Genomic DNA, 24,489 nt, shown 5'->3' on the forward strand with positions numbered 1-24,489 from the left:
AGCCTGGTCGCTGGTTCGGGCGGACCCGAACCGGCGACCAGTGCCGTCGACACGCAAGGAGCGCAGAGCCGTGATCGTAGCCTTTTCGGTGACCCCGCTGGGGATCGGCGAGGACGTGGGGGAGGCGGTGGCCGCCGCCGTCCGGGTGGTCCGGGAGAGCGGACTCCCGAACCGCACGGACGCGATGTTCACCAGCATCGAGGGGGAGTGGGACGAGGTGATGCCGGTGATCAAGGCGGCGATCGAGGCGGTGAAGACCCACAGCAACCGGGTCAGCACGGTCATCAAGATCGACGACCGGGCCGGGGTCACCGACGGCCTCACCGCCAAGGTCGCCTCGGTGGAGCGCCACCTGGCCGCGGGCGACCCCTCGGGTCGGTGACGTCGGAGCCGGTCAGCCCGGCGGGTCGGTCTGACCGTTGACGTCGGCCGGGCCGTTGACGTGGGTCAGACCGTCGACGTCGGCCGGGCCGCCGGTTCGGCCGACGCGGCTCGGGGTCGGCGGGTGAGCAGGCGGTCCAGGGCGTACGGGCCGGAGCCGAGCACCGCGATGGCCAGGAAGGCCCAGCAGAACATCACCGCGAGTTCGCCCCCGTTCTGCAGGGGCACCAGGGCGTGCTCCTGGTGGACGGTGAAGTAGGCGTACGCCATCGAGCCGGAGCAGAGCAGGGCGGCCACCCTGGTGCCGGCGCCGAGCAGCACCAGGGCGCCGCCGACCAGCTGGATCAGCGCGGCCCACCAGCCGGGCCACTGGCCGAGCGGGACGGTGCCGCCGCCGCCCTTGGCGCCGCCGAGCACGCCGAACAGCGAGGACGCGCCGCGGCAGATGAACAACAGGCCGACGACGATCCGGAACGCCGTCAGCACGGCGGGTCCGGCGGCGTCGACGGCCTGCCGGGTGTGGGTGGGACGGTGTGCGGGCATGCGAAGCGCCTCCTGTGGGGGTAGGAGGTGGATGGGATCGGTAGGGTAGCTATGGTCTAGTCCACTTGGCAATGCTCCGTCAGAGATCAGGTCTGGACCAATAGTTGGCTTTCTTGACCGATCGATCCGGAAAGGACTACCGTTCCCGGCATGGCGCGAACGAAGGAATTCGACCCGGACGCGGCGCTGCAGGCGGCTCTGGAGCTGTTCTGGCAGCGCGGCTACGAGGCGACCTCGATGGCCGATCTGGTCGAACGGCTCGGCATCGCCCGGGCCAGCGTCTACGCGACCTTCGGCAGCAAGCGAGAGCTGTACCTGCGGGCGCTGGAGCGCTACTGCGAGCAGAGCGACTCGGCGCGGATGCTCGAACTCTCCCAGCCCGGCCCGGCGCTGCCCGCGGTCAGGGCGCTGGTCCGCCAGTACGCCGAGGTGGGCGAGGGGGAGAGGCGGCGCGGCTGCTTCGTCACCAACACGGCGGTCGAGCTGGCCCCGCACGACCCGGACGCGTCCCGCCGGGTGGAGGCGAGCCTGGACCGCCTGGAGACGCTGCTCACCGCGGCCCTGGTGCGGGCCGAGGCGCAGGGTGAACTGCCCGCCGGGCGGGAGCCCCGGGCGCTCGCCCGGATGCTGGTGGTGCTGCTCCAGGGCATCCGGGTGGTGGGCAAGACCGCCGACGGCGGGGCCCGGGCGCGGGCCGCCGCCGAGCAGGCGCTGGCACTGCTGGACTGACGGCCGGCCGACGTGGACCGGCGTCTTCTGCTGTGCTCATTCTGAACCGAATGGTCTATATAGGGGGGAGGGTTTTACATGGCCGCCATCACTACCGGCCGGTACGGCTTCGCGTTGCTCGGCGCCGTCCAGGCGGTGCTGATCTTCACCATCACGATCCTGACCGTGCCACTACCGCTGGTGGCACGGGAGTTCGGGCTCGGTTCGTCCGGAGTGCTGCTGCTCAGCGCCGCCTACGGGCTGTCCTTCAGCTCCCTGTTGTTGCTCGGCGGAAGACTGGCGGACCGGCACGGCGGGCGCCCGGTGCTCCGCGCGGGCCTGGCGCTGCTCGCCGCCGCCTCGATCGCCTGCGCCCTCGCGCCCGGCTACCCAGTTCTGCTGGCGAGCCGCTTCGTGCAGGGCGCGGGCGCCGCCCTGGCCGCCCCGGCCGCCGTCGCGGGGGTCCGGGTGCTGCATCCCGAACCGGCCGCCTACCGCCGGGCGATGGCCACCTGGGGAGGCCTGTCGGTGCTCGGCGCCACCGCCGGCAGCGTGGTCTCGGGCGCGGTCGCCGCCGCCGTCTCCTGGCGCTGGCTGTTCGCGGTGCCCGTACTCGTCGCCCTGGTCGGCCTCGCCCGCTCCGCCGCCCTGCCCGCCCCCGCGCCCGCCGGCACCCGCCCCGCACTGGACCTGCGCGGGGCGGTCCTCGCCACCGCCGGTGTCTGCGCGGCGAGTCACGCCCTGGTCGGCTCCACCGAGCACGGCTGGCACAGCCCCGGGACGTACGGCCCGCTGGCCGCCGGGCTCGCCCTGCTGATCGCCTTCGCCGCCGCCGAGCGCCGCACCGCCGATCCGCTGCTTCCGCCCGGCTTCCTCGCCGACCGGCGCCGCGCCACCGCACTCGCCGCCGTCATGGCCACCGCCGCCGGCACCGCGCTCACCTTCGTCCTGCTCTCGCTCTACCTCCAGCAGCTGCGCGGCTGGAGCGCCGCGGCCACCTCCGCCGCCTTCCTGCCGTACGCGGCGGTCCTGCTGCTCTCCGGCCGGCTGGCGGGCCCGCTGACCGTCCGGTACGGGCCGGTGGCGGTCACCGCCGGCGGCCTCGCCGTGGCGGCCGCCGGACTCGGCCTGCTCGCCGGGCTCGCCCCCGACAGCGGATACGCCCCCGGCCTGCTGCCCGGACTGCTCCTGCTGCCCGCCGGCGCCGCCGCGGCCTTCGCCGGTGCGGCCGTGCTCGCCACCGGCGGGGTGCCGCCCGAGCGCACCGGGCTGGCCGCAGGGGTGTTCAACACGGCCATGGAACTCGGCCCCACCGCGGGGTTGGCCGCCCTGATGGCGCTCGCCGCCACCCGCCCGAGCGTCGTCGGCGGCTACGCCGCGGCCTTCGCGGCGGCCGCGGCGGGGCTGGCGCTCACCGCCGTCGCGGTCGCCGCCCTGCCCCGCAGCGCCGTCCCCGACCGGACCACCATGCCCAACGGGACCACAGTCCCCGATCCGACCACCATCCCCAGCACAACCGAACGCGCCAACCACATCGAGGAGTTCACCCCATGACCACGCGTTTCGCTGACAAGTCCGTCCTGGTCACCGGCGCCGGCAGCGGCATCGGCCGGGCCATCGCGCTCGCCTTCGCGGGCGAGGGCGCCCGGGTGGCGGTCGCAGGCCGCACCGCCGGGCCGCTCACCGAGACCGTCGAGCTGATCGAGCGGGCCGGCGGCAAGGCGGTCGCGCTCACGGGCGACGTGACCGACTCCCAGGACGCCGCCCGGCTGGTCCGGGAGACCGTCGAGCTGTTCGGCGGCCTGGACGTCGCCGTCAACAACGCCGGAGTGTTCGGTGCGGCCGGCCCGGTCGCCGAGATCGACGAGGCCGAGTGGCAGCGGGTGATCGGCACCAACGTCACCGGCACCCTGCTCGCCATGCAGGCGCAGATCGCCCACATGCGGGCCCACGGCGGCGGCGCGATCGTCAACGTCTCGTCCAACCTGGGTATTCACCGGCGGCTCGCGGGCGTCGGCGCCTACGCCGCCAGCAAGGCCGCGGTCACCGTGCTGACCAGGGCCGCCGCCCTCGACCACATCGCCGAGGGCGTGCGGATCAACACCGTCAGCCCCGGCGCGGTGGACACCCCGATGTCCTCCCGGCCGGGCGAGGGCGCCGGGGCCAAGGCCGAGCGGATGAGGGCCGAGGTCCCGGTCGGCCGGGCCGGCGCGACCGAGGAGGTGGCCGCCGCAGTGCTGTACCTGGCCTCGCCGGAGGCGGGTTACACCGTCGGCAGCGACCTGGTGCTGGACGGCGGCTCCTCCGCCTGACCGGGTTGCTCCGCGGCGATCGCCGCCGCGATCGCCGCAGGGCTCACTCGCCCAGCCACTTCCCGGGCACCGCCTCGTAGAGCGCCTCCAGCGCCTGCGGGGTGCGTGCCCGGGCCGCCGCCCAGGCCCCCTCGGCCACCCCGATCAGCGCCTCCGGCCCCTGGTACCAGCGGAAGTTGCGGCCAAGCGCGGGCAACTCCCGCATACCGACCGGCAGTTCGTCCTCCAGGTCGAGGACGTCGGTCAGCTCGTGGTCCTCCAGCAGCTTCTCCGTCAGCGCCATCGCCGCGGCCGCCGTCGAGAAGCGCTCCTCCCAGGGCTCCCACCGCTCCTGCGACTTGTCCGCCAGGTCGAGCCGGCCCACCGTCGGTGGGTCCTCCCGGTCGAGGTCGTCCAGCAGCACGCCCCAGTACGCGCAGCCCTGGTTCTCCGCCCGGTACACCAGCGCGCCGTCCAGCACGTACAGCTCCGTCGGGGTCAGCAGCACGTCCTGGCTGCTGGTCAGGTCCGCCCGGCGGCCGAACAACCGGTACGCCTCGCGCAGCGCCGCCGGCAGCCGCAGGCCGAGGCGCAGCTCGGCGGCGTCCAACTCCGCGTCCGTGAAGCCGTCGTCCGGGCCCAGCGGCTCGCCCCAGTACGCGGCGAAGCCCTTGACGAGTTCCCAGGCACCCGCGCGGGAGCGCACACTTTCGGCCATTGCAGCCGGGATGTCGAATTCCGTTTCGTCCACCCGCGCACCGTACGCCACCCCTCCGACAGCGCGGTGAACCGCCGGACCGCCCGCCCAACTGGCGCTCCGCCGCCCGTCTGCCGCCCGTCCGCCGCCCGTCCGCGCACGACCGGCCGGATCTGACGCGAACGCGTAATCCCGGTGACACCCGTTGATCACCACGAGGTTTCCGGGCCGTCGTTCGGGCAAGACACGGTTTCGGCCTGAACCGACATCACGAAAGGCGGACGCGCGAAAGATGCCGACCGCACCGCACACCGCGGCCCTCCCGGGCCGCCGCCCACGAGCGCACCGGGGAGGACGCTGGGGCGAACACGGGCTCGCCTGGGCCTTCCTGCTGCCGTCCCTGGTGGTCTTCGTCCTCTTCATCGGCTACCCGCTGGGGCGGACCGTCTACCTCAGCGGGCACGCCAACGACCTCTTCGGCGCGCCCTCGCGCTACGTGGGGACGAAGCACTACACCGACCTGTTCGCCTCGGCCGACTTCGGCCGCACCCTGACGACCACGGCGCTGTTCACGCTGATCACCGTGGTTCCCGGGGTGCTCGGCGCGCTGGCGCTGGTCCTGCTCCTGGAGAACCGGATCCGCGGCGTGCGGCTGCTGCGCTCGGCCTTCGCACTGCCCTTCGCGTTCTCGGTGGCCAGTGCCTCGGTGGTGTTCGCGGTGTTCTTCAACCCCGCCAGCGGGGTGCTCAACGGCCTGCTCTCGCACGTCGGCCTCGGCCCGGTCGGCTGGCTGACCGACTCCCGCTACGCGCTGTTCTCGGTGGCCGTCACCACGGTGTGGATGAACCTCGGCTACAACGTGCTGGTGCTCTCCGCGGGCATCGGGTCGATCCCGGGCGAGGTCGTCGAGGCGGCCCGCATCGACGGCGCCTCCGGTCTGCGGCTGGCCCGTTCGATCACCATCCCGATGCTCGGTCCGAACCTGTTCTTCCTGACCGTGGTCTCCACCGTCCACGCGCTCCAGAGCTTCGGCCAGATCCACATCCTCACCAAGGGCGGGCCGGACGGCTCCACCCGGACCCTCGTCTACTCCGTGTACGAGAAGGCCTTCGCCTACGGCTCCAGCGACTTCGGCACCGCGAGTGCCCAGGCCGTGGTGCTGCTCGTGGTCGTCCTCGCCTGCACGGCCGTCCAGTTCGGCGTCCTGGAGCGGAAGGTGCACTACGCGTGACCACCCTGACCACCGAGGCCGAGAAGACGGCGGCCGAGGCGCCCCGCCCGCGCGCCCGCGCCCTCGCCGGGCGCTCCCCGCGCGACCTGCTCGGCCGTGCCGCCGTCTACCTGCTGCTCGCCGTCGCCGTCGTCACCGTGGCCTTCCCGGTCTACTACGCGATCGCCGGCGCCTTCATGGGCCCGTCCGAACTCTCCTCCTACCCGCCGGCCCTGGTGCCGCACTCGGTCACCGGCCGGAACTTCTCCGGCGCCGTGGAGGCCATCCCGCTGGCCCGCCAGTACGCCAACTCGGCGATCGTGGCGACGGTCATCACCCTCGCCCAGCTGTTCACCTCGATCCTCGCCGCGTACGCCTTCGTCTTCCTGCCGATGAAGGCGCGGGCCGTGGTGTTCGGGGTGTTCCTGGCCACGCTGATGGTCCCCTGGGAGGCCATCATCATCCCCAACTACCTGACGCTGTCCGGCTGGGGGCTCGGCAACACCTACTTCGGCCTGGTGCTGCCCTTCCTGGCCTCCGGCTTCGGCACCTTCATGCTGCGCCAGGCCTTCCGGCAGCTGCCCGGCGAGCTGCGGGACGCGGCCCGGATCGACGGGGCCGGCCACTGGCGCTTCCTGTGGCGGATCGTCGTCCCGCTCAACAAGCCGGCCCTCGCGGCGCTGTCGATCTACGTCTTCCTGTCGGCCTGGAACCAGTACTTCTGGCCGCTGATCATCACCCGCACGGCGAACATGCAGACCCTCCAGATCGGTCTGACCTCGCTGCGCGACTCCGAGATGGCCGACCCCGGGCTGATCCTGGCCGGCGTCGTGCTCTCCCTGCTGCCCACCCTCGCCCTGGTGGTCTTCGGCCAGCGCTTCATCGTCCGCGGCCTGACCGCGGGCGCCGTCCGCTGACCCGCTTCCCGTCCACGACCCGCTTCCCCGGATAGAGAGAGAACCCTCGTGAAGAAGAGTGCGCGCGCGCTCGCGGCCCTGCTGGTGGCCGGCCTGTCCCTGACCGCCTGCAGCTCCGGCGGCTCCGGTTCCGGCGCCGGCGGCTCCTCCGACGCCGGCGCGCCCGGCGCCCAGGCCCTCGACCAGGCCTCCGGTGTCACCACCGTCGAGTTCTGGCACTCGATGACCGGCAAGAACGCCGACGTGCTGAACGGCCTGGTCAGCCAGTTCAACGCCGCCCACCAGGGCAAGATCGAGGTCAAGGCGGAGTTCCAGGGCAAGTACGACGAGCTGGTCACCAAGTACAAGGCCGCGGTGCAGCAGAAGGGCACCCCCGCCCTGGCGCAGGTCTACGACATCGGCACCCGGTTCATGATCGACTCCAGGCAGACCGTCCCGGCCCAGGCCTTCGCCGACAAGGACGGCTACGCGCTGGACGACCTGGACGCCAACATCCGCAACTACTACTCGGTCGGCGGCAAGCTCCAGTCGATGCCGTTCAACTCCTCGATGCCGCTGCTCTACCTGAACACCGACGCCTTCAAGGAGGCCGGCCTCGACCCGGCCCAGGCTCCCAAGGACCTCGACGGGCTGGGCGAGCTGGCCAAGAAGCTCACCAAGAAGGACGCCGACGGCAAGACCGTCCGGTACGGCTTCGGCGCCGCCATCTACGGCTGGTTCGTCGAGCAGCTGCTCGCCGAGTCCGGCGCCATGTACTGCGACAACGACAACGGCCGCGGCAACAAGGCCGGCAAGGTCGTCTTCGACTCCGCCCAGGGCGCCCGGATCGTCCAGTGGTGGGCCGACCTGGTCAAGGGCGGCTACGCCGCCAACACCGGCCGCACCACCGACGACGCCCAGGCCGCGTTCAAGGCCGGCACGGTCGCGATGCACCTGGAGTCCACCGGCGTGCTGCGCGGCTACACCGAGGCCGCGAAGTTCGGCGTAGGCACCGCGGCCTTCCCGAAGGTCACCGCCGCCGACCAGGGCGGCCCGGTGATCGGCGGCGCCTCGCTGTGGATCAGCGGCCCCGGCCACTCGGACGCCGAGAAGCGCGCCGCCTGGGAGTTCGAGAAGTTCGTCTCCGCCCCCGAGCAGCAGGCCGTCTGGCACACCGGCACCGGCTACTTCCCGGTCAACACCAAGTCCCTGGACGACCCCAAGGACAAGGAGTGGGTGGCCAAGTACCCGCAGTTCCAGACCGCGATCGACCAGCTGAAGGCCACCAAGCCGACCCCGGCCACGGCCGGCTGCCTGCTCGGCGTGATGCCGCAGGCCCGTAAGGGCGTGGAGACCGCGATCGAGCAGACCATCGCGGGCACCAAGCCGGCCCAGCAGGCTCTGGCCGACGCCGCGAAGGAGCTGCAGCCGGCGATCGAGAGCTACAACAGCTCGGTCGGCTGAACCCGCCACGGCTCAGCGCCGCCACCGGGCGCCGCCACGACGACGGCCCGCCCCGCGCACCGCGCGCGGGGCGGGCCGCCGCCGTTCAGGCGGAGAGCGCCTCGCCGTCCTCCGGGGGCGCGCAGGCGGCCGCCAGTTCGTCCAGCGAGAGGTCGAGCGCGAAGGCCAGCGCGGCGATGGTGAAGAAGGACGGTGTCGGTGCCCGGCCCGTCTCGATCTTCCGCAGCGTCTCCGCCGAGACGCCCGCCACCGCCGCCACCTCGACCATGCTGCGCTCGCCGCGCGCCTCGCGCAGCAGCGCCCCGAAGCGCTCGCCGCGCTCGCGCTCCCACGGGGTCAGCGGAGTCCTCACCATGCCGACGAGTCTAGGGCCTGTCTCCCGGATCCTTCCCGGGACGGTCCTGCGGCACCGTCAGGCGGTGCCGTCCCACCCATCGGCCGTGATACAAATACCGGTATAAGAATTGGATCCAGGAGGGATGCGCCATGGTCGAACTCAAGTCGGACGCCGGGCTGGCCGCGATGCGCGAGGCCGGACGGGTGGTGGCGGACGCGCTGGCGGCCGTCCGGGAGCAGGCCGCGGTCGGCGTGAGCCTGCTGGAGCTGGACGAGGTGGCGCGCGGGGTGCTCAAGGCTGCCGGAGCCTCCTCGCCGTTCCTCGGCTACCGCCCCGCCTTCGCGCCCGTCCCGTTCCCGGCCGTCATCTGCGCCTCGGTGAACGACGCCGTGGTGCACGGCATCCCGGACGGCTACCGGCTGCGCGACGGCGACCTGGTGAGCATCGACTGCGGCGCCGTCCTGGACGGCTGGGCCGGGGACTCGGCGGTCAGCTTCACCGTCGGAACCGCCCGCCCCGAGGACACCGCCCTGATCGAGACCACCCGGCGCGCCCTGGAGGCGGGCATCGCCGCCGCCGTGGTCGGCAACCGGACCGGGGACATCGCCCACGCCATCGGCACCGTCGCCCGCGCCGGCCGGTACGGCCTGCTGGACGGCTACGGCGGCCACGGCATCGGCCGCCGGATGCACGAGGACCCGCACGTGCCCAACGAAGGCCGCCCGGGCCGGGGTTACCCGTTGCGCCCCGGTCTGGTGCTGGCGATCGAGCCGATGCTGCTGGCCGGCGGCCGCGACGACCACCGCACCGATCCGGACGGCTGGACCCTGCGCACCGTCGACGGCCGCCGGGCCGCCCACATCGAGCACACCGTCGCCGTCACCGAGGACGGCCCGCGCGTCCTCACCCTGCCCTGATCCGACCGGGCACCGCCGTCGACCACCCTGTCCGGGTGGCCCCGGAGGCCGTCCGGCCGGGGTGACGGAGGACACGCGGTGGTGCCCCGGTGGCCCGGAGTACCGTGCGGGGCATGAGTGATCAGGCCTTCAGCACACGCATCACCGTCCGCGGCTACGAGACCGACTCGCAGGGTCACCTCAACCAGGCGGTCTACCTCCAGTACGCCGAGCACGCCCGCTGGGAGTACCTCCGGGCGGCCGGGATCCGCCAGACGGACCTGGTGGCCGAGGGCGTCGGCCCGGTGGTCCTCGAGACCACGGTCAAATACCTGCGGGAGCTGCGCGCGGGCGACTCGGTGGAGGTCGGCTGCTCGTTCACCTGGCGGGACGGCAAGACCTTCCAGGTGGTGCAGCGGCTGGTCCGCGAGGACGGCGTGCTGGCCGCCGAGATCACCGGCGTCGGCGGCATCCTCGACCTGAAGGAGCGCAGGCTGGTCGCCGACCCGCGCGAGCCGCTGCGCGCCCTGGCCGCCGACCCGGGCCTGCTCGGCCTCTGACCCGACACCCGGTTCCGCCCCCATCATCCTCCGCGGCCGGAGACCGCCCCTGTAGCGGTCTCCACCCGTTCCCGGGCGCTTTCCCCACCCCCGGCCGGCCCGCTGCCCGGATGGGCCCAAGCTCCCTGCCGAGGCGGGCTCTTGGACAACGCCTGTGCCGACGGGGTGGTGACGGACTGCCTGACCACCGGCCGCCGCCCGGCCGGGGACGTCCTCTGCCGGGCAAGCTGAGCGACCGGTAGGGGAGCGGGGAGCGGCACGAGGGGGGCAACGGGCCGTGGACGAACGGCCCTTGCACCGGCGCGCGTGCCCGTTCGACGCTCGGGAATGAGTCGAATCCGTCGCGATTTTGTGACAATCCTTCGCCAACACCCGTCCCCCAGCGCCTGTTCACGGCCGTAGTGTTCGATCTATGTCACCGAAGAGCCGCATACCCGCCGCCTCGGACCCGGGCGACACCTGGGTGCCCCGCCCGAGGCGCCGCGAGACCCCGCTCGGCATCCTGGGCCACGCGGCCACCTTCCTCGGCGCCAGCGTGCTGGGCGGCATCCTGGTGGCGGGCCTGATCCTCCCGGCGGCCGGGGCGGTCGGACTCGGCGCGAAGAACGGCGCCGAGGGCTTCGAGAGCATCCCCGACGACTTCAAGACCCCGCCGCTGAGCCAGGCCACGCAGATCTTCGACGCCGGCGGCGGCCTGATCGCCAAGGTCTACGAGCGCGACCGCACCGTCATATCCGCCGACCAGATGTCCCCGCTGATCCGCACGGCGCAGGTGGACATCGAGGACGCCCGCTTCTACGAGCACGGCGCCGTCGACCTCAAGGGCGTCCTGCGCGCGATCACCAAGAACGCGGAGAGCGGAGCCGCCGTCCAGGGCGCCTCCACGCTCACCCAGCAGTACGTGAAGAACGTCAACGTGGAGAAGGCCGGCGACGACGCGGACGCCGTGCGCGAGGCGCAGCGCAAGACCCTCGGCCGCAAGATCCAGGAACTCCGGTACGCCATCAAGCTGGAGGAGGACCTGACCAAGGAGCAGATCCTCACCAACTACCTCAACATCACCTTCTACGGCCACCAGGCGTACGGCATCCAGGCCGCCTCCCAGCGCTACTTCGGCAAGGACGCCAAGGACCTCGACCTGCCCGAGGCGGCCATGCTCGCCGGGCTGGTGCAGAACCCGTCCCAGTACGACCCGAAGCTGCACCCGGTGGCCGCCCAGAAGCGCCGCGACACCGTGATCGACAAGATGGTGGAGAACAAGCACATCACCGCCGACCAGGCCAGGGAGGCGAAGGCGGCCCCGCTCGGCCTCAACTACCAGGACCCGCGCAACGGCTGCATCACCGCGCAGGCCGGCATGGGCTTCTTCTGCGACTACGTCCGCCACGTCGTCAAGCAGGACCCGGCCTTCGGCAAGAGCGCGGCCGAGCGCAAGCGGCTCTGGGACACCGGCGGCCTGAACATCTACACCACCCTGGACCCGGAGAAGCAGGCCGCCGCCCAGAAGGCCGTCTCCACCAAGGTGTACGTCACCGACCCGGTCTCGGCCGCGATGACGATGGTCGAGCCCGGCAGCGGCAAGATCCTGGCGATGGCCCAGACCCGCCCGTACGGCCTGGCCAAGGAGAAGAACGAGACCGTCGTCAACTACAACGTCGACGCGGCGATGGGCGGCGGCATCGGCTTCCAGCCCGGCTCCAACTTCAAGCCGATCGTGGCCGCCGCCGCCCTGGAGGCCGGTCTGCCGCCCACCCAGCGGTACGACTCGCCCAACCGGATGGACTGGCCGACGATGCGGACCTGCGACGGCACCTGGAAGAACCTCAGCAAGGGCAAGAAGGAGGGGACCATCCCCAACGAGAGCGCCTCCGAGGTGGGCCCGTACGAGCTCAAGCAGGCCATGGCGCTCTCCGTGAACACCTACTTCGTGCAGATGGAGCAGGAGATCGGCCTCTGCGCGGTCAAGCAGATGGCCAACAAGCTGGGCGTGGCCGGAAAGGCCGACGGCTCGCCGCTGTCGGAGGTGCCCGGGCTCGGCCTCGGCACCGAGGAGGTCACCCCGCTGACCATGGCGAACGTGTACGCGACCTTCGCCGCCCGGGGCACCTACTGCGCGCCGCTGGCGATCAACCGGATCACCACGGTGGGCGGCACCGACGTCCCGGTGCCCCCGGCCCGGTGCACCCCGGCGATGTCCGAGGACACCGCGGACGTGATCAACAGCGTGCTGCTCGGGGTGACGGAGAAGGGCGGCACCGCACGGGACCTCGGCCTGGACGACCGCCGCCAGATCGCCGGCAAGACCGGGACCACGGACGAGAAGAAGTCGGCCTGGTTCACCGGCTACACGGGCAACCTGGCCGGCTCGGTCTGGCTGGGCAGCCCGGGTACCAAGGTGCCCATGCGCAACATCCGGATCGGCGGCACCTACCAGGCGGAGGTCTTCGGCGCCACCGGCCCCGGGCCGATCTGGCAGAAGGCGATGAGCGACGCGGTGCGGAACATGCCGGAGAAGGACTTCACCACCGTCTACATCCCCGACCCGGTGCGACGGGACCCCAACTGCACCACCTCCAGCGGCTCGCCGGGCTCGGTCACCTGCACCGGCGCCCCCGCCACCGGGAGCCCGACGAACGGCGGCCGGCCGCGCGGCGTCAACCCGGCCCCCGGCCGTACCGGGTCGCCCGTCCCGCCCGGCGCCACCGACCCCGAGGACCAGTGAACCGCCGGCCCCGCGCGACTACGGGTGCTCGCGCGGGGCCGCGGCCCGATCCGCGCCGGTCGAGAGGGCGGGCCCGTCGGCCTGCCGCGTCTCGATCGCCGGCTACCGCGCCCCACCCGCCGGCCTCCGACGCCTCGATCGCCGGCTATCGCGCCTCGACGGGCTCGCCGCTGTCCTGGTCGAGGTTGAACACCCGCCGGTAGGAGTCCGTCACCACGGTGATCTGCGAGCGCCCGGTCCAGCGGGCCTCCACCAGCCGGGCGTCGCCCCGGCCCCGGCCGACGTCCGCCAGCGACCAGCGCCGGGCCGACCAGCCCTCACCGCTCTCCAGCAGCACCTGCCAGTGCTCGTCAGCCTCCGGCCCGGCGGCGTACGAGCGGTGCACCACCACCAGGGCGTTCTCGGCCCCGGCCGGGGCGTCCTCCCGGCTGCGGGTCTCGGCCGCCGACACCTTGTGCACGGCCAATACGCCGAGCAGGAACACCACCCCGGCGGTCACCGTGACCGCCCGGGTGGCCGTCCGCACGGCGGTGCGCAGGTCGCTCAGCCAGGCGGCGGCGATCAGCGCCGCCAGCGCCCCGCCGAGCAGCAGCCCCGGCCGGTTGAGCAGGTCGGCCACCGCCATCCGCCCGCCCGACCGGCTCTCCCACTGCCCCTCGGTGTAGAGCAGCACGGCGGCCAGCCCGCCGAGCACCAGCATCCGGACCAGCCCGCGCCTGGCCCGGGACGTCCGTCGGTCCGTCGTCCGTCGGTCCACCGTTCCCCCGTTTCCCCCGTCCGCCGTCGCGGCGGTCACAGCTCGGCGAGCAGCTCGCGGCCCTGAGGCCAGTCGCCCAGCCCGGATTCGGAGTTGAGGTGCCCGTACGCGCCCGGCTCGACGTAGCGGGCTCCCCAGGCGGCCGCGAACGCGCGGGCCCGCTCCGCGGAGACCCACGGGTCGTCGGTGGAGGCGACCACGATGGTCGGGAACGGGAACCGCTCCAGCGCCACCGGGCGGAAGTTCACCAGCTCCGGGACCTCGGCGGTGTCGACGTCCGCCGGGGCGACCAGCAGCGCGCCCCGGACGGCGGCGGTCCGCTCGGCGGAGGCGGTGGCCGCCCAGTGGGCCGCCGTGACGCAGCCCAGGCTGTGGGCGACCAGCACCACCGGGCCCTCGGCGGCGGCCGCGGCCACCGCCGCGTCCACCCGGGCCACCCAGTCCGTCCGCTCCGGGTGGTCCCAGTCCGCCTGCTCGACCCGGCGGAAGGACTCCGGCTCGGCCGCCTCCCAGCGGGTCTGCCAGTGCTCGGGGCCGGAATTCTGGTAGCCGGGAAGGACGAGGTGGGTGGTGCGGTCCGGCATGGGCTCCTCCGGAGAAGGACGGTCGTGGGCAGCAGGAGTCTAGGCCGCGGGCGTCAGGCCCCCGCATCCGGGCGGCCGACCCGGCGCGCACCCCCGGCGACAGGCGCGCGCACCTCCGTTCTGCGCCGTCGTACGCCCGGTGCGCCCCGTTGCCAACGGTGCCGCCGGTACGGGAGGTTGGACCGGGCCCGGGCCGGCCGCCACGGCCCGGCGCCCGTACCCGACCTGAGGCTCGACCACGTGGAGGGATGTCGGCGATGACATCGAAGATCCTGCTCATCACCGGGGACGCCGCCGAGTCACTGGAGGTGTTCTACCCCTACCAGCGGCTGCGCGAGGAGGGCTACCAGGTCGACATCGCGGCCCCGACGAAGAAGCGCCTCCAGTTCGTGGTGCACGACTTCGTCGAGGGGTTCGACACCTACACCGAGAAGCCCGGTTACACCTGGCCCGCCGACCTGGCCTTCGCCGACGTCGAGCCGGCCGACTACGTGGCCCTGGTCATCCCCGGCGGCCGCGCCCCCGAGTACCTGCGCAACGACCCGGAGGTGCAGCGGATCGCCCGGCACTTCTTCGACGAGGACAAGCCCGTCGCCCAGATCTGCCACGGCCCGCTGATCACCGCCGCCGCCGGCCTGCTGGACGGCCGCCGCACCTCGGCCTACCCGGCGCTGGCCCCGGACGTGAAGGCGTCGGGCGCCGAGTTCGTGGACGGCGAGGCGGTGGTGGACGGCGTGGTCGTCTCGGCCCGCGCCTGGCCCGACCACCCGGCGTGGCTGCGCGCCTTCATCGAGGTCCTGCGCACCAAGGCGCCGCTCGGCTGACCCGTACCACCGGCGCCTGACCCGCACCGCCGCTCACCGGAGCCGGACCGCCGGATCCGGAGCCGCACCGCCGGAGCCGGACCCCGAGATGCGTCGGGGTCCGGCTCCGGGGTTCCTCGGGGTCGGAGCCCGTCCCCAGGTGGACGACCCGCTCCCGGTCGGCCCAGCATGGTGTCAAGTAAGCACCCACCATTCGGAGTTGACCACTCCTCCGACCCCGGACCAGGGAGGACGGCATGACCGCCGACCCGACCGCCCCCGCCCCAGGTCGCCGCCGGAAGGCCCTGCGCGCCGCCCTCGCTGCCGCCGTGGGCGTCGGCCTGCTCACCGTCCTCGCCCCGGCCGCCGTCGCCGGACCCGTCGACTTCCTGCCGACCCCCGGCTGCCACGGCGCCGTGCACCTCGCCGTCCCCGGCGCGGAGGGCACCCCCACCGAGGGCACCCCCACCGAGGGCACCCCCACCGGGGGCATCACCGCCGAGCGCGCCGCCGCCGAGCGCCGGGGCGACTGGACGGCCGCCGACGCCGCCCTCGCCGGGATGACCGACCCCGGCTACTCGACCTCCGCCCTCGCCGCCGTCCGCGAACGGGGCCGGCTGGTCTGGCGGAACGCCACCGGCGTCGCCGAACTCGCCACCGGCGAGCCCGCCGACCCCGAGGGCGCGTTCCGGATCGGCAGCGCCACCAAGACCTTCGTCGCCACCACCCTGCTCCAACTCGTCGGCGAGCACCGGCTGGACCTCGACGACCGCCTGGAGTGCCTGCTGCCGGGCGTCGTCCCGAACAGCACCGCGATCACCGTGCGGCAACTGCTCGACCACACCAGCGGCGTCGCCGACTACACCCAGGACCCGGCCTTCCGGTTCGACGACCCGGACTGGCTGAGCGACCGCCGCTACACGTCCTACCGGCTGCGGGACCTGGTGGACCTCGCCAACAGGTACCCGCCGGCCTTCGCCCCCGGCCAGGACTGGCAGTACTCCAACACCAACTACATCCTGGTCGGGATGATCATCGAGAAGCTCACCGGCCACAGCTGGAACGACGAGGTCACCCGCCGGATCATCCGCCCGCTCGGCCTCGTCGACACCTGGATGCCCGGCGACCTCCCGTTCATCCCGGGCCCGCACGCCCACGGCTACGTCAAGGCGGCCACCGGCCCGGTCGACGTCACCGTGCTCAACCCCTCCATGGCCGGCTCCGCCGGCGGCGGCATCTCCACCACCGCCGACCTGACCGCCTTCCTCGACGCCCTGCTCGGCGGCCGCCTGCTGCGGCCGGCCGAACTCGCCGCGATGAAGGAGACCACCGCCCACGGGGAGGGCCGGACGTACGGCCTCGGGCTCCAGCGCCTGGACACCCCCTGCGGCCCCTTCTGGGGCCACGCCGGCGGCATCCCCGGCTACAGCACGATGATGCTCGCCTCCCCGGACGGACGGCGCGCGTTCGCCGCGAACACCACCGTCTACGACATCCCGGACCCGGACGCCGCCAACGCGGCCTGGCACAGGGTGACCACGACCGCCCTCTGCGGCGCCCGGCCCACCGCCGCCGTACCCGACCTCGCCCGCATGGCACCGTGACCGACCCCCTACGCTGACCGGCGACCCAACGGCCCACACCGTCACCAGGAGGACGCGCCATGGCAGAGCCGCTGATCGCCGCAGTCGGGGGCAGGGAGCCCGCCGTCGACCCGGGCGCCTTCGTGGCCCCGAACGCCGTCGTGGTCGGGGACGTGACCGTCGCCGCCGGCGCGAGCGTCTGGTACGGCGCGGTGCTGCGCGGCGACGCCGAGTCGATCACCGTCGGCGCTGGCAGCAACATCCAGGACAACTGCACCCTGCACGCCGACCCCGGCTTCCCGCTGGTGGTCGGCGAGCGGATCTCGGTCGGCCACAACGCCGTGCTGCACGGCTGCACGGTCGAGGACGACGTGCTGGTGGGCATGAGCGCCACCGTGCTCAACGGCGCCCGGATCGGCACCGGCTCGCTGGTCGCGGCCGGCGCGGTGGTGCCGCAGGGCATGGTCGTCCCGCCCGGCTCGCTGGTCGCCGGCGTCCCGGCCAAGGTCCGCCGCGAGCTGACCGAGGACGAGAAGTCGGGCATCAGGGACAACGGCGCCGCCTACCGGCTCCTCGCCGAGGCCCACCGGGAGATCTAGACCGATCTAGACCGTGGTCATCTCTAGACCGTGGTCATCGCGGCCGCCGCCGGTTCCGTCGGAACGGGCGCCGGCCGGCGCCGGTCGACCGCCCAGGCGAGCACCGCGACCAGCGTTCCCGAGGCGGCCAGGACCGCGCCGACCAGCGTCGGCGCGGTCCAGCCGAGCCCGGCGTCCAAGGCGAGCCCGCCGAAGTACGCGCCCTGGGCGTTGGCCAGGTTGAAGGCGCCCTGCACCGTCGCCGAGGCCAGGGTCGGCGCGCTGCGCGCCTTCTGCAGCACCAGGGTCTGCACGGCCGGCACGATCGCGAAGCCGAACAGCCCGATCAGCACCACCGTGACGGCCGCCGACCAGCGGGCGTGCGCGGTCACCGCGAACAGCGCCAGGGTGGCCGAGAGCAGCACGAAGGCCGCGCAGACGGTCGGGCGCAGCGCCCGGTCGGCGGCGAACCCGCCCAGTACGTTGCCGATCGTCATGCCGACCCCGAACAGTGCCAGCACCAGCGTGACCGAGCCGGCGGCGTACCCGGAGACCTCGGTGAGCAGCGGCGTGATGTAGCTGTAGCAGGCGAAGAAGCCGCCGCAGCCGAACACCACGGTGGCCAGCGCCAGCCAGAGCTGCCCGCTGCGGAAGGCCCGCAGCTCGTGCCGGAGCCCGGACTGGCCGGGGGAGGGCAGCGCGGGCACCAGCCGGGCGATGGCGAGCGTACCGGCCGCCGCGATCAGCACGACCACCAGCATGGTCGCCCGCCAGCCCAGGTGCTGGCCGAGCAGGGTCGCGGCCGGGACGCCGACGATGTTGGCGACGGTCAGCCCGGAGAACATCACGGCCACCGCCCGGGCCCGCCGGTCCGGTGCGACCAGTTCGGCCGCCGCCACCGCGCCGGCGCCGAAGAACGCGCCGTGCGGCAGCCCGGTGACCAGCCGGGCGGCGGCCAGTGTCCAGAAGTCCGGGGCCACCGCGCAGAGCAGGTTGCCGGTCGCGAACAGCCCGGCCAGCGCCACCAGCACCGCCTTGCGCGGCCGCCCGGCGGCGAGCGCGGTCAGCAGCGGCGCACCGACCACCACCCCCAGCGCGTACGCCGAGATCAGCCAGCCCGCCTGCGGGATGGAGACGTGGAGGCTGTCGGCGACCTGGGGGAGCAGCCCCATGGCGGCGAATTCGGTGGTTCCGATGGCGAACGCGGTGACGGCCAGCGCGAGCAGCGCGAGAGGCAAGGGAGTGACTCCGGGGTGATGCCGACGGACCGGGAGAGCGCGCGGCGGGACGAGGGAGGGGCGGAGGTGGGATGAATTCGTTCGTCCGGCATCCTAATCAGGCCGGATGACGGCGCCGTGAGGTGCGTGTGACGAAAGGGGGTCGCCGCCGCGGCCCCCGCGCGCGAGACTGGGAGCATGTGCCGCAACATCAAGACCCTGCGACCCCCCGTCACGCCCGACGCCGACGAGGCGGACTTCCACGCGGCGGCTCTCCAGTACGTCCGCAAGGTCTCCGGGTTCCGCGCCCCTGCGGCGCACAACCGGGAGGCCTTCGACCGGGCCGTGGAGGCGGTCGCCGAGGCCACCGCCCGGCTGCTGGCGGAACTGGAGGTCCGAGGCCCGCACATTCGGGCCGCCGTGCCGGCCGAGGCCGCCGGGTAGGCAGGAGCAGCCGTGATGAACCCCGCCGAGCGCTACGCACTCACCTTCCCCGGCACCCCGGGGACCCAGGCCCCGCAGGACGTCGTGGTGGTCGCCCGCACCGACGCGACAGGCCCGGGCGGTCACCCGGTGTACGAGGACGAGAGCGGGATCGTCCGGGCCGAGATCAGCGACGCGGGCGAGGTCCGGATGCTCGCCAGCGGCGGCCACCAGAGCCCGCACGTGCCGGTGCACGCCCACCCGCTGTCCTGACCGCCCCGGCCGCCCGGGGGGTGCGGGGAACCCTGGGCGCGACGCCCGCCCGTCAGGCACAATCACGGTATGACCACAGCGAGTTGGCAGGGCGTCGTCATCGCCGAGAGTGACGACACCGTCGTCGTCGAGGGCAACCACTACTTCCCGGCCGCGGCGGTGCGCACCGAGTACCTGCGCCCCTCGGACACCACCACGGTGTGCGGCTGGAAGGGCACCGCCGGCTACTACACCCTGGAGGTGGACGGGCGGACCAACCCGGACGCCGCCTGGTTCTACGCCGATCCGAAGCCCGAGGCCGAGCACGTGCGCGACCGGGTGGCCTTCTGGAAAGGGGTGGAGATCGTCGAGTAGCCGGCCCGGGCCGGCCGTGCCGTCGCCGCCGCGAAAGGGGTACCGGATTCCCATGGCAGTCTTCCGCAGACCGGTCCGCTTCCCCAGGCCGGGCCGCCCCCGGCCGCCCGCCGGGCCCGACCGGGCCGAGGCCGAACTGACCGAGCACCTCGCCGAACTGGTCGAGGAGTCCGAGCAGCCCGTCGGCGAGGGCCCGGTCGCCGAGTACACGGCGAAGCAGCGCGGCCGCGGCCGGGCGCTGGTGCTGCAGACCGTCCGGCTGCTGGGTCGCGGTGGCCGGGCCGCCGCCCGGGGAGCGGCCAAGGGCGCCGCGTACGGGGGCAGGGCGCTGACCGAGCAGCTGGTGCACACCGCGCCGCGGATCCCGGTGCGCGACCTCGCCACCCTGCGGGCGCAGCACCCGGGGGCGGCCTTCCCTGAGCAGCTGGCCGACCTGCTGGTCACCGGCGCCGTCCGGGCCTCCGGCACGCTCGGCGCGGGCGTCGGCGCGGCGGCGATGCTGCCGGTGCCACCCGCGATGCCGGTGGAGATCGCGGCCGAGACGCTCGCGGTGGCGGCCGTGGAGATCAAGCTGATCGCCGAGCTGCACGAGGTCTACGGCACCCCGGCGCAGGGCACCGCCACCCAGCGGGCCGGCGCCTACCTCGGTGCCTGGGCGAACCGCCGCGGGATCGACGCGAGCCTGCTGGTGCGGCCCGCCGGCTTCGCCGCGCTGGCGATCGGCTCGGAGGTGCGCCAGAAGGTCCGCCGCCGGTTGACCCGCAGCTCGCTGCGGCACCTGCCGGCGGTGATCCCGCTGCTGGTCGGCGCCGGCATCGGCGCCACCATGAACCGCCGCGACACCCGCCGGCTGGCCGACGAGGTGCGCAGGGACCTGCGCGGGCGCCGCCCGTCGGACCGTAGCTACTGGACCGTGGCCGCGCCCGCCCTGAAGGGCGAGACGGTGGCGCGCGGCGGGGCGGTGGAGGCGGACGGGAGCGTGGAGGCGGACGGGACGGCCCCGTAGGGCGGGGGAGCAGCGGCACGGCGCGCCGCTGCTCCCTCCCGGAGGTTCCTAGGCCTTCGGCGGAGCCGGTGCGCCCGCGCCCCGGCCGGCCTTGACGCCGTTCACCATCGCCTGGTGGATCGCGCGTGCGGTGGTCTCGTCGGCCGCCGGCACCGGGCTCCCGACGACGGTGTACCAGTCCAGCGCGCCGGTGTACTGGACGGTCAGCCTCGCCTCGCCGTCGACCCAGGTGGTGTGCACGGTGAGGTCGCCGGAGATCGGACCGACCTCGGTGGTGGTCACCCCACCAGGGCCGCTGATGATCGATTGAGTGGTCCAGGTCGCCCACGACGTGCGCGGGTCCGCGGGCGGTCGGGCCTGGCGGTTGCCTTGGTCGTGTTCGGTCATGCGCCTCTCCTCCCCCGCGGGTGGCTCGCCGCCGGAGCGGCGACACCCGCGGTCGCGGCGACCGCCCGGTCCCACCGGGCGGTCGAGTCGGCACGGCGGACGGTCAGCCGGACTGGCCGGGTCCGTCCAGCATGGGGGCGCCCTCCGCCTGGGAGGTGTCCTGCGCGTGCAGGTTCTGCATCGAGGGGATGCCCTCCTCGGGGTCCGCGGCGCGGACGTCCTCGTCTTCCTCGGTGCTCACCGTGGACCGGTCGCTCATGTCGGTCATCGCGGGCTCCGTCTCCTCGGCCGGTCCCGGCACGCGGGGTCGCGCGCGGGGTGGGGCCAGTGGTGTCTCTTCGCCCTTCCAGCCTGCCTCCGCCCCGGCGCCGGGGCCAGCCGGGTGCCCGGCCGGCCCCCGCGGACGTCTGCGGAACCTCGCGGACCTCGCCCGGCCGTCAGCAGGCAGTCACCGGGCCGTCACCATGCGACGGGCAGCGAGTGCATGCCGTAGATGAACGAGTCGGTGCGGAACGACAGCTCCTCGCGCGGGACGGCCAGCCGCAGTCCGGGCAGTCGCCGGAACAGCGTGGCCAGCGCGATCTGCAGCTCGGCGCGGGCCAGCGGCTGGCCGAGGCACTGGTGCACGCCGAAGCCGAAGGCCAGGTGGCGCCGGGCGTCCCGGTCCAGGTCCAGCTCCTCCACCGGCCGCCGGTCGGTGCCGCCGAACAGTTCCTCGTCCCGGTTGGCGGTGGAGAGCATCGCCATCACGCCCTCACCGGCCCTGATCGTCGTGCCGCCCAGCTCCACGTCCTCCAACGCCACCCGGGCCACCCCGGTGTGGATGATCGTGAGGTGGCGCAGCAGCTCCTCCACCGCTCCGGGCAGTGCGGCCGGGTCGGCCAGCCTGTCGATCTGCTCCGGCTGCTCCAGCAGCAGGGCGGTGGAGAGCGAGATCATGTTCGCGGTCGTCTCGTGCCCGCCGACCAGCAGCAGGAAGCCGGTGGTGGCGATCTGGCGCGTGGTGAGGTCGTCCCGGACGGCGAGCCGGCTGAGGATGTCGTCCTGCGGCTGCGCCCGCTTGCGGGCCGTCAGCTCCGTCAGGTACTCCAGCATCTCGTCCCGGGCGTCCAGGAGCTGCTGCGGCGAGCTGCTCTGGGTGAGCAGCGCCCGGCTGACGCGCTGGAAGAACTCGTGGTCCTCGTACGGGACGCCGAGCAGCAGGCAGATCACCAGCGACGGGATGGGCAGCGCGAAGTCGGCGACCAGGTCGGCCTCGGTGCGGCCGCCGGTCATCGTGTCCAGCGCCTCGTCCGTGATCCGCTGGATGTCAGGGCGCATCGCCTGGATCCGCTTGACCAGGAAGTCCCCGGTGACCATGCGGCGCAGCCGGGCGTGCTCGGGGTCGTCGAGGTTCAGGAAGCTCGGGTGTTCGGTGATCCGCTCCCGGCTGCCGGCGACCAGCAGCGGGAAGGACGGGTGGCGGATGTCCGAGCTGAACCGGCGGTCGGACAGGATGGCGCGGACCTCGGTGTAGCCGGTGGCGAGCCAACAGGGCTCGCCCCCGGGCATGGTGGCCCGGGTCAGCCGGGCGGTGGCGGCGGCCTCGACGTACGCGGGCGGCGGGCCGAACGGGCAGCCGGCCGAGTGCTTGGCCGGGAGGGAGATGGCGGGGGCGGTGGACGAGCTCGTCAAGGCGGGGTCTCCTTGCGTCGCGATGGTTCTCCGGTGGGGACTTGGTCGCTGAGGACGGGTCGGTCACGTTGCGGCCGGGGGCGGTTGCCCGCTTCCGGCCGAGGATCGCCTAGGTCTGCGCCGGCTCGTCCTCGACCACGGTGATCGCGCCGCCCGGGCAGAGCTGGGAGGCCAGTCTGAGGTCATCGAACTGGTCCGGCCGGAAGGAGGTCTGACGGAGCCTCACCAGGCTGTCGTCTTCGTCCTGGTCGAAGACCTCGGGAACGTTCAGGACGCACATTCCGGAGCTGCAGCAGCGGTCCCGGTCGACACTCACCCGCATGGTCGGGCACCTCTCGCCAGTGCGCCGCCGGCTGCCCGGCGGCCGCCTCTCGTTGTCATTGCCAACCTAACCGCCGTTGATCCGTCCACGGCGGGTGCGGCGGCGGGATCGTCGAGAATGGCCGATTAGGTTCACGCCGGAGCCGTCGGACGGCGAGGCAGGTTTGAACTGACGTTCCCCTGACAAGAGTTGGTGCCACAGCCCGGGCTCCGGCCGGCACTTCCGGGGGTTCACAGTCCCTCCGCGGCGGCGATCTCCCGTACGGTCGCGACGGTGTCGGCCTCGGCGGCGGCCTTGTCCGGCCGGTAGCGCACCACCCGGGCGAACCGCAGGGCGAGGCCGGCCGGATAGCGGGGGCTGCGCTGCACCCCGTCGAAGGCGATCTCGACGACCAGTTCCGGCCGGACCCGCACCGTCCACGCGTCCCGCCCGGTCTCCCGGGCCAGCAGCTCGGCGGTCTGCCAGGCGAGCATCTCGTCGGTCAGGCCCTTGAAGGTCTTGCCGAGCATCACCCACGGGCCCAGCCCCGGTTCGCCCGCCGCCCGGGCGCCCAGGTGCAGGTTGCTGAGGAAGCCGTGGCGCCGCCCGCTGCCCCACTCGGCGGCCAGCACCACCAGGTCCAGGGTGTGCCGGGGCTTCACCTTGATCCAGCCCGCGCCGCGCCGCCCGGCCGCGTACGGGGCCGCCGGGTCCTTCACCAGCACGCCCTCGTGGCCGAGCGCCAGCGTCTCGCGGAAGAAGGCCAGCGCCCGTTCGCGGTCCCCGGTCTCGACCCGGGCCGGCCGCAGGACGTCCGGCACCGCCCCGGCCAGTGCCGCCCAGCGCTCCCGCCCGGGACGGTCCACCAGGTCCTCGCCGTCCCGGTGCAGCAGGTCGAAGAAGTAGGCGTCGAGCGGAGCCCCGGCGCGCAACCGGGCCGGGTCCTGCCGGGAGGCGACGCGAGCGGCGGTCTCCTGGAACGGGCGCGGCCGACCGTCCGGACCGAGCGTGATCGCCTCGCCGTCCAGCACGGCCGAGCGCACCGGCAGGGCCAGCGCGGCCTCGACCACCTCGGGGACGCGGGCGGTGACGTCCTCCAGGCCGCGGGTGAACACCGCGACCTCCCCGCCCTCCCGGTGCACCTGCACCCGGACGCCGTCCAGCTTCCACTCCACCGCGGCCGGACCGGTGCGCTCCAGCGCCGTGGCCACGTCCGGCGCGGAGGCGGCGAGCATCGGCCGCACCGCCCGCCCCACCTCCAGCCGGAAGGCCGCCAGCGCCGCCTCCCCACCGGTCAGCGCCGCCTGCGCCACCGCGCGGGCCGACCCCCGGAACATCAACGCCCGCCGCACCGCCGCCGCCGGCACCCCGGCGGCCTGTGCCACGGCGTCCCCGACCACCGCGTCCAGCGCCCCCTGCCGCAGGTCCCCGACCAGCACCGCCCGCAGGAACCCCTGCTCCACGGCGGTCGCGCGTGCGAACAAGCCGTGCAGCAGCCGTCGCCGCTCCGCCTGCGCCCCCGCGCCGTGCACCCCGGCGATCCGTTCCAGCTCCCGCTCCACCTCCGGCACCTCGAGCGAGGCCTCCAGGGCCGGCTCCGGCAGCCCCCGCAGCGCCGCCGGACCGATCCCGGTCCGCAGCCGCTGCGACTCCCCGGACAGCAGTGCCACCGCCACCGCCCCCTCCAGCGGCCCCGACTCCCGCAGATAGGCGGCCAGCAACCCCGTCTTCGTCCGCCGCCCCGGCTCCGCCGCCACCTCCCGCGACACCGAAGCCAACCGCATCAATCCCGTCACGCCGGCACCACCTCCACGTCCTTCAGCATCCGCCCACACTCCCACCCC

28 protein-coding genes are annotated in these 24,489 nt (G+C 73.8%); 17 read left to right on the plus strand and 11 right to left on the minus strand.

Annotation, left to right across the window (positions count from 1 at the left end; all coding sequences use genetic code 11):
- Window positions 1-70 precede the first annotated feature (70 nt).
- A complete protein-coding gene (locus ACWDBE_RS24465; RefSeq protein ID WP_449790110.1) occupies window positions 71-382 on the plus strand; it encodes an MTH1187 family thiamine-binding protein in 312 nt (103 codons plus the stop codon).
- Between the two features lie 65 nt (window positions 383-447).
- Here ACWDBE_RS24465 and ACWDBE_RS24470 read toward each other — a convergent pair whose 3' ends face one another.
- Window positions 448-924 carry a DoxX family protein gene (locus ACWDBE_RS24470; protein ID WP_449809044.1) on the minus strand — a complete coding sequence of 159 codons (477 nt, stop codon included), beginning with the start codon at window positions 922-924 and terminating at the stop codon, window positions 448-450.
- 150 nt (window positions 925-1,074) lie between these two features.
- Here ACWDBE_RS24470 and ACWDBE_RS24475 point away from each other — a divergent pair, with 150 nt between their 5' ends.
- The 3 genes from ACWDBE_RS24475 (at window position 1,075) to ACWDBE_RS24485 (ending at window position 3,944) form a co-directional block, all read left to right on the plus strand.
- Window positions 1,075-1,653 carry a TetR/AcrR family transcriptional regulator gene (locus tag ACWDBE_RS24475; protein WP_402413939.1) on the plus strand — a complete coding sequence of 193 codons (579 nt, stop codon included), beginning with the start codon at window positions 1,075-1,077 and terminating at the stop codon, window positions 1,651-1,653.
- A gap of 78 nt (window positions 1,654-1,731) precedes the next feature.
- The gene (locus tag ACWDBE_RS24480; RefSeq protein ID WP_449809045.1) at window positions 1,732-3,186 is read left to right on the plus strand and encodes an MFS transporter; all 1,455 of its coding nucleotides are present in this window, start codon (window positions 1,732-1,734) and stop codon (window positions 3,184-3,186) included.
- Window positions 3,183-3,944, plus strand: a complete 762-nt coding sequence (locus ACWDBE_RS24485; protein ID WP_449790114.1) for an SDR family NAD(P)-dependent oxidoreductase — start codon at window positions 3,183-3,185, stop codon at window positions 3,942-3,944. The genes ACWDBE_RS24480 and ACWDBE_RS24485 overlap by 4 nt, the downstream gene beginning before the upstream one ends.
- Before the next feature lie 43 nt (window positions 3,945-3,987).
- Here the strand turns inward: ACWDBE_RS24485 and ACWDBE_RS24490 are convergent, their stop codons facing one another.
- Window positions 3,988-4,674, minus strand: a complete 687-nt coding sequence (locus ACWDBE_RS24490) for an SMI1/KNR4 family protein (RefSeq protein ID WP_449790115.1) — start codon at window positions 4,672-4,674, stop codon at window positions 3,988-3,990.
- Window positions 4,675-4,912: 238 nt separating this feature from the next.
- Here ACWDBE_RS24490 and ACWDBE_RS24495 point away from each other — a divergent pair, with 238 nt between their 5' ends.
- Genes ACWDBE_RS24495 through ACWDBE_RS24505 form a run of 3 tightly spaced genes read left to right on the plus strand, consistent with a single transcriptional unit; the run spans window position 4,913 to window position 8,190 of the window.
- Entirely contained in the window at window positions 4,913-5,851 is a 939-nt protein-coding gene (locus ACWDBE_RS24495; protein ID WP_449809046.1) for a carbohydrate ABC transporter permease, read from the plus strand.
- A complete protein-coding gene (locus ACWDBE_RS24500) occupies window positions 5,848-6,747 on the plus strand; it encodes a carbohydrate ABC transporter permease (RefSeq protein ID WP_449790117.1) in 900 nt (299 codons plus the stop codon). The genes ACWDBE_RS24495 and ACWDBE_RS24500 overlap by 4 nt, the downstream gene beginning before the upstream one ends.
- Window positions 6,748-6,795: 48 nt before the next feature.
- The gene (locus ACWDBE_RS24505) at window positions 6,796-8,190 is read left to right on the plus strand and encodes an ABC transporter substrate-binding protein (protein ID WP_449790118.1); all 1,395 of its coding nucleotides are present in this window, start codon (window positions 6,796-6,798) and stop codon (window positions 8,188-8,190) included.
- A gap of 85 nt (window positions 8,191-8,275) precedes the next feature.
- On the opposite strand, the gene ACWDBE_RS24510 is transcribed toward ACWDBE_RS24505, so the two are convergent.
- A complete protein-coding gene (locus tag ACWDBE_RS24510; RefSeq protein ID WP_449790119.1) occupies window positions 8,276-8,545 on the minus strand; it encodes a helix-turn-helix domain-containing protein in 270 nt (89 codons plus the stop codon).
- A gap of 131 nt (window positions 8,546-8,676) precedes the next feature.
- On the opposite strand from ACWDBE_RS24510, the gene map reads away from it, so the two are divergent.
- The 3 genes from map (at window position 8,677) to ACWDBE_RS24525 (ending at window position 12,705) form a co-directional block, all read left to right on the plus strand.
- Window positions 8,677-9,444 carry a type I methionyl aminopeptidase gene (gene map, locus ACWDBE_RS24515; RefSeq protein WP_392883573.1) on the plus strand — a complete coding sequence of 256 codons (768 nt, stop codon included), beginning with the start codon at window positions 8,677-8,679 and terminating at the stop codon, window positions 9,442-9,444.
- Window positions 9,445-9,557: 113 nt separating this feature from the next.
- On the plus strand, window positions 9,558-9,983 hold the full coding sequence (locus tag ACWDBE_RS24520) for an acyl-CoA thioesterase (protein WP_449790120.1): 426 nt from the start codon (window positions 9,558-9,560) through the stop codon (window positions 9,981-9,983).
- A gap of 412 nt (window positions 9,984-10,395) precedes the next feature.
- Window positions 10,396-12,705 (plus strand): transglycosylase domain-containing protein, encoded by a 2,310-nt coding sequence (locus ACWDBE_RS24525; RefSeq protein ID WP_449790121.1) that lies wholly within the window; start codon window positions 10,396-10,398, stop codon window positions 12,703-12,705.
- A gap of 145 nt (window positions 12,706-12,850) precedes the next feature.
- On the opposite strand, the gene ACWDBE_RS24530 is transcribed toward ACWDBE_RS24525, so the two are convergent.
- Both ACWDBE_RS24530 and ACWDBE_RS24535 read right to left on the minus strand, forming a co-directional pair.
- Entirely contained in the window at window positions 12,851-13,462 is a 612-nt protein-coding gene (locus ACWDBE_RS24530; RefSeq protein ID WP_449809047.1) for a hypothetical protein, read from the minus strand.
- A 35-nt stretch (window positions 13,463-13,497) separates the two neighbouring features.
- Complete coding sequence (locus ACWDBE_RS24535; RefSeq protein ID WP_449809048.1) at window positions 13,498-14,046, minus strand: RBBP9/YdeN family alpha/beta hydrolase; 549 nt, start codon at window positions 14,044-14,046, stop codon at window positions 13,498-13,500.
- A gap of 257 nt (window positions 14,047-14,303) precedes the next feature.
- Here ACWDBE_RS24535 and ACWDBE_RS24540 point away from each other — a divergent pair, with 257 nt between their 5' ends.
- From ACWDBE_RS24540 to ACWDBE_RS24550, 3 genes are all read left to right on the plus strand, one after another.
- Complete coding sequence (locus tag ACWDBE_RS24540) at window positions 14,304-14,870, plus strand: DJ-1/PfpI family protein (protein ID WP_449790124.1); 567 nt, start codon at window positions 14,304-14,306, stop codon at window positions 14,868-14,870.
- Between the two features lie 236 nt (window positions 14,871-15,106).
- Window positions 15,107-16,453: a serine hydrolase domain-containing protein gene (locus ACWDBE_RS24545; RefSeq protein WP_449809049.1), complete on the plus strand. Its 1,347-nt coding sequence runs from the start codon at window positions 15,107-15,109 to the stop codon at window positions 16,451-16,453.
- Window positions 16,454-16,512: 59 nt separating this feature from the next.
- On the plus strand, window positions 16,513-17,031 hold the full coding sequence (locus ACWDBE_RS24550; RefSeq protein WP_449809050.1) for a gamma carbonic anhydrase family protein: 519 nt from the start codon (window positions 16,513-16,515) through the stop codon (window positions 17,029-17,031).
- Between the two features lie 23 nt (window positions 17,032-17,054).
- Here the strand turns inward: ACWDBE_RS24550 and ACWDBE_RS24555 are convergent, their stop codons facing one another.
- Window positions 17,055-18,248 carry an MFS transporter gene (locus ACWDBE_RS24555; protein WP_449790127.1) on the minus strand — a complete coding sequence of 398 codons (1,194 nt, stop codon included), beginning with the start codon at window positions 18,246-18,248 and terminating at the stop codon, window positions 17,055-17,057.
- Between the two features lie 177 nt (window positions 18,249-18,425).
- Between ACWDBE_RS24555 and ACWDBE_RS24560 the strand changes: the two genes are divergently transcribed.
- The 4 genes from ACWDBE_RS24560 to ACWDBE_RS24575 all read left to right on the plus strand — a co-directional run bounded on the left by ACWDBE_RS24560 (window position 18,426) and on the right by ACWDBE_RS24575 (window position 20,283).
- Window positions 18,426-18,671, plus strand: a complete 246-nt coding sequence (locus ACWDBE_RS24560; RefSeq protein ID WP_449790128.1) for a DUF2277 domain-containing protein — start codon at window positions 18,426-18,428, stop codon at window positions 18,669-18,671.
- 15 nt (window positions 18,672-18,686) lie between these two features.
- Window positions 18,687-18,923, plus strand: coding sequence for a DUF6296 family protein (locus ACWDBE_RS24565; RefSeq protein ID WP_392883556.1), 237 nt, complete (start codon window positions 18,687-18,689; stop codon window positions 18,921-18,923).
- Between the two features lie 69 nt (window positions 18,924-18,992).
- Window positions 18,993-19,277 carry a DUF427 domain-containing protein gene (locus tag ACWDBE_RS24570; protein ID WP_449790129.1) on the plus strand — a complete coding sequence of 95 codons (285 nt, stop codon included), beginning with the start codon at window positions 18,993-18,995 and terminating at the stop codon, window positions 19,275-19,277.
- A gap of 52 nt (window positions 19,278-19,329) precedes the next feature.
- A complete protein-coding gene (locus ACWDBE_RS24575) occupies window positions 19,330-20,283 on the plus strand; it encodes a hypothetical protein (RefSeq protein ID WP_449790130.1) in 954 nt (317 codons plus the stop codon).
- Between the two features lie 48 nt (window positions 20,284-20,331).
- Here ACWDBE_RS24575 and ACWDBE_RS24580 read toward each other — a convergent pair whose 3' ends face one another.
- From ACWDBE_RS24580 to ACWDBE_RS24600, 5 genes are all read right to left on the minus strand, one after another.
- A complete protein-coding gene (locus tag ACWDBE_RS24580; RefSeq protein ID WP_449790131.1) occupies window positions 20,332-20,670 on the minus strand; it encodes a hypothetical protein in 339 nt (112 codons plus the stop codon).
- Between the two features lie 103 nt (window positions 20,671-20,773).
- Complete coding sequence (locus ACWDBE_RS24585; protein WP_449790132.1) at window positions 20,774-20,938, minus strand: hypothetical protein; 165 nt, start codon at window positions 20,936-20,938, stop codon at window positions 20,774-20,776.
- Between the two features lie 191 nt (window positions 20,939-21,129).
- Window positions 21,130-22,344, minus strand: coding sequence for a cytochrome P450 (locus ACWDBE_RS24590; RefSeq protein ID WP_449790133.1), 1,215 nt, complete (start codon window positions 22,342-22,344; stop codon window positions 21,130-21,132).
- 109 nt (window positions 22,345-22,453) lie between these two features.
- The gene (locus ACWDBE_RS24595) at window positions 22,454-22,666 is read right to left on the minus strand and encodes a ferredoxin (RefSeq protein ID WP_449790134.1); all 213 of its coding nucleotides are present in this window, start codon (window positions 22,664-22,666) and stop codon (window positions 22,454-22,456) included.
- Window positions 22,667-22,896: 230 nt separating this feature from the next.
- Entirely contained in the window at window positions 22,897-24,429 is a 1,533-nt protein-coding gene (locus ACWDBE_RS24600; RefSeq protein WP_449809109.1) for an ATP-dependent DNA ligase, read from the minus strand.
- Window positions 24,430-24,489 lie beyond the last annotated feature (60 nt).

Source organism: Kitasatospora sp. NPDC001132 (assembly GCF_053598415.1).

Bases quoted from the DNA above. Each gene is read 5' to 3' on its own strand.
- ACWDBE_RS24470 (WP_449809044.1), bottom strand. From the start codon at position 924: ATGCCCGCACACCGTCCCACCCACACCCGGCAGGCCGTCGACGCCGCC.
- ACWDBE_RS24475 (WP_402413939.1), top strand. From the start codon at position 1,075: ATGGCGCGAACGAAGGAATTCGACCCGGACGCGGCGCTGCAGGCGGCT.
- ACWDBE_RS24480 (WP_449809045.1), top strand. From the start codon at position 1,732: ATGGCCGCCATCACTACCGGCCGGTACGGCTTCGCGTTGCTCGGCGCC.
- ACWDBE_RS24485 (WP_449790114.1), top strand. From the start codon at position 3,183: ATGACCACGCGTTTCGCTGACAAGTCCGTCCTGGTCACCGGCGCCGGC.
- ACWDBE_RS24495 (WP_449809046.1), top strand. From the start codon at position 4,913: ATGCCGACCGCACCGCACACCGCGGCCCTCCCGGGCCGCCGCCCACGA.
- ACWDBE_RS24510 (WP_449790119.1), bottom strand. From the start codon at position 8,545: ATGGTGAGGACTCCGCTGACCCCGTGGGAGCGCGAGCGCGGCGAGCGC.
- map (WP_392883573.1), top strand. From the start codon at position 8,677: ATGGTCGAACTCAAGTCGGACGCCGGGCTGGCCGCGATGCGCGAGGCC.
- ACWDBE_RS24520 (WP_449790120.1), top strand. From the start codon at position 9,558: ATGAGTGATCAGGCCTTCAGCACACGCATCACCGTCCGCGGCTACGAG.
- ACWDBE_RS24525 (WP_449790121.1), top strand. From the start codon at position 10,396: ATGTCACCGAAGAGCCGCATACCCGCCGCCTCGGACCCGGGCGACACC.
- ACWDBE_RS24535 (WP_449809048.1), bottom strand. From the start codon at position 14,046: ATGCCGGACCGCACCACCCACCTCGTCCTTCCCGGCTACCAGAATTCC.
- ACWDBE_RS24540 (WP_449790124.1), top strand. From the start codon at position 14,304: ATGACATCGAAGATCCTGCTCATCACCGGGGACGCCGCCGAGTCACTG.
- ACWDBE_RS24545 (WP_449809049.1), top strand. From the start codon at position 15,107: ATGACCGCCGACCCGACCGCCCCCGCCCCAGGTCGCCGCCGGAAGGCC.
- ACWDBE_RS24550 (WP_449809050.1), top strand. From the start codon at position 16,513: ATGGCAGAGCCGCTGATCGCCGCAGTCGGGGGCAGGGAGCCCGCCGTC.
- ACWDBE_RS24560 (WP_449790128.1), top strand. From the start codon at position 18,426: ATGTGCCGCAACATCAAGACCCTGCGACCCCCCGTCACGCCCGACGCC.
- ACWDBE_RS24565 (WP_392883556.1), top strand. From the start codon at position 18,687: ATGAACCCCGCCGAGCGCTACGCACTCACCTTCCCCGGCACCCCGGGG.
- ACWDBE_RS24570 (WP_449790129.1), top strand. From the start codon at position 18,993: ATGACCACAGCGAGTTGGCAGGGCGTCGTCATCGCCGAGAGTGACGAC.
- ACWDBE_RS24575 (WP_449790130.1), top strand. From the start codon at position 19,330: ATGGCAGTCTTCCGCAGACCGGTCCGCTTCCCCAGGCCGGGCCGCCCC.
- ACWDBE_RS24580 (WP_449790131.1), bottom strand. From the start codon at position 20,670: ATGACCGAACACGACCAAGGCAACCGCCAGGCCCGACCGCCCGCGGAC.
- ACWDBE_RS24585 (WP_449790132.1), bottom strand. From the start codon at position 20,938: ATGACCGACATGAGCGACCGGTCCACGGTGAGCACCGAGGAAGACGAG.
- ACWDBE_RS24595 (WP_449790134.1), bottom strand. From the start codon at position 22,666: ATGCGGGTGAGTGTCGACCGGGACCGCTGCTGCAGCTCCGGAATGTGC.
- ACWDBE_RS24600 (WP_449809109.1), bottom strand. From the start codon at position 24,429: ATGCGGTTGGCTTCGGTGTCGCGGGAGGTGGCGGCGGAGCCGGGGCGG.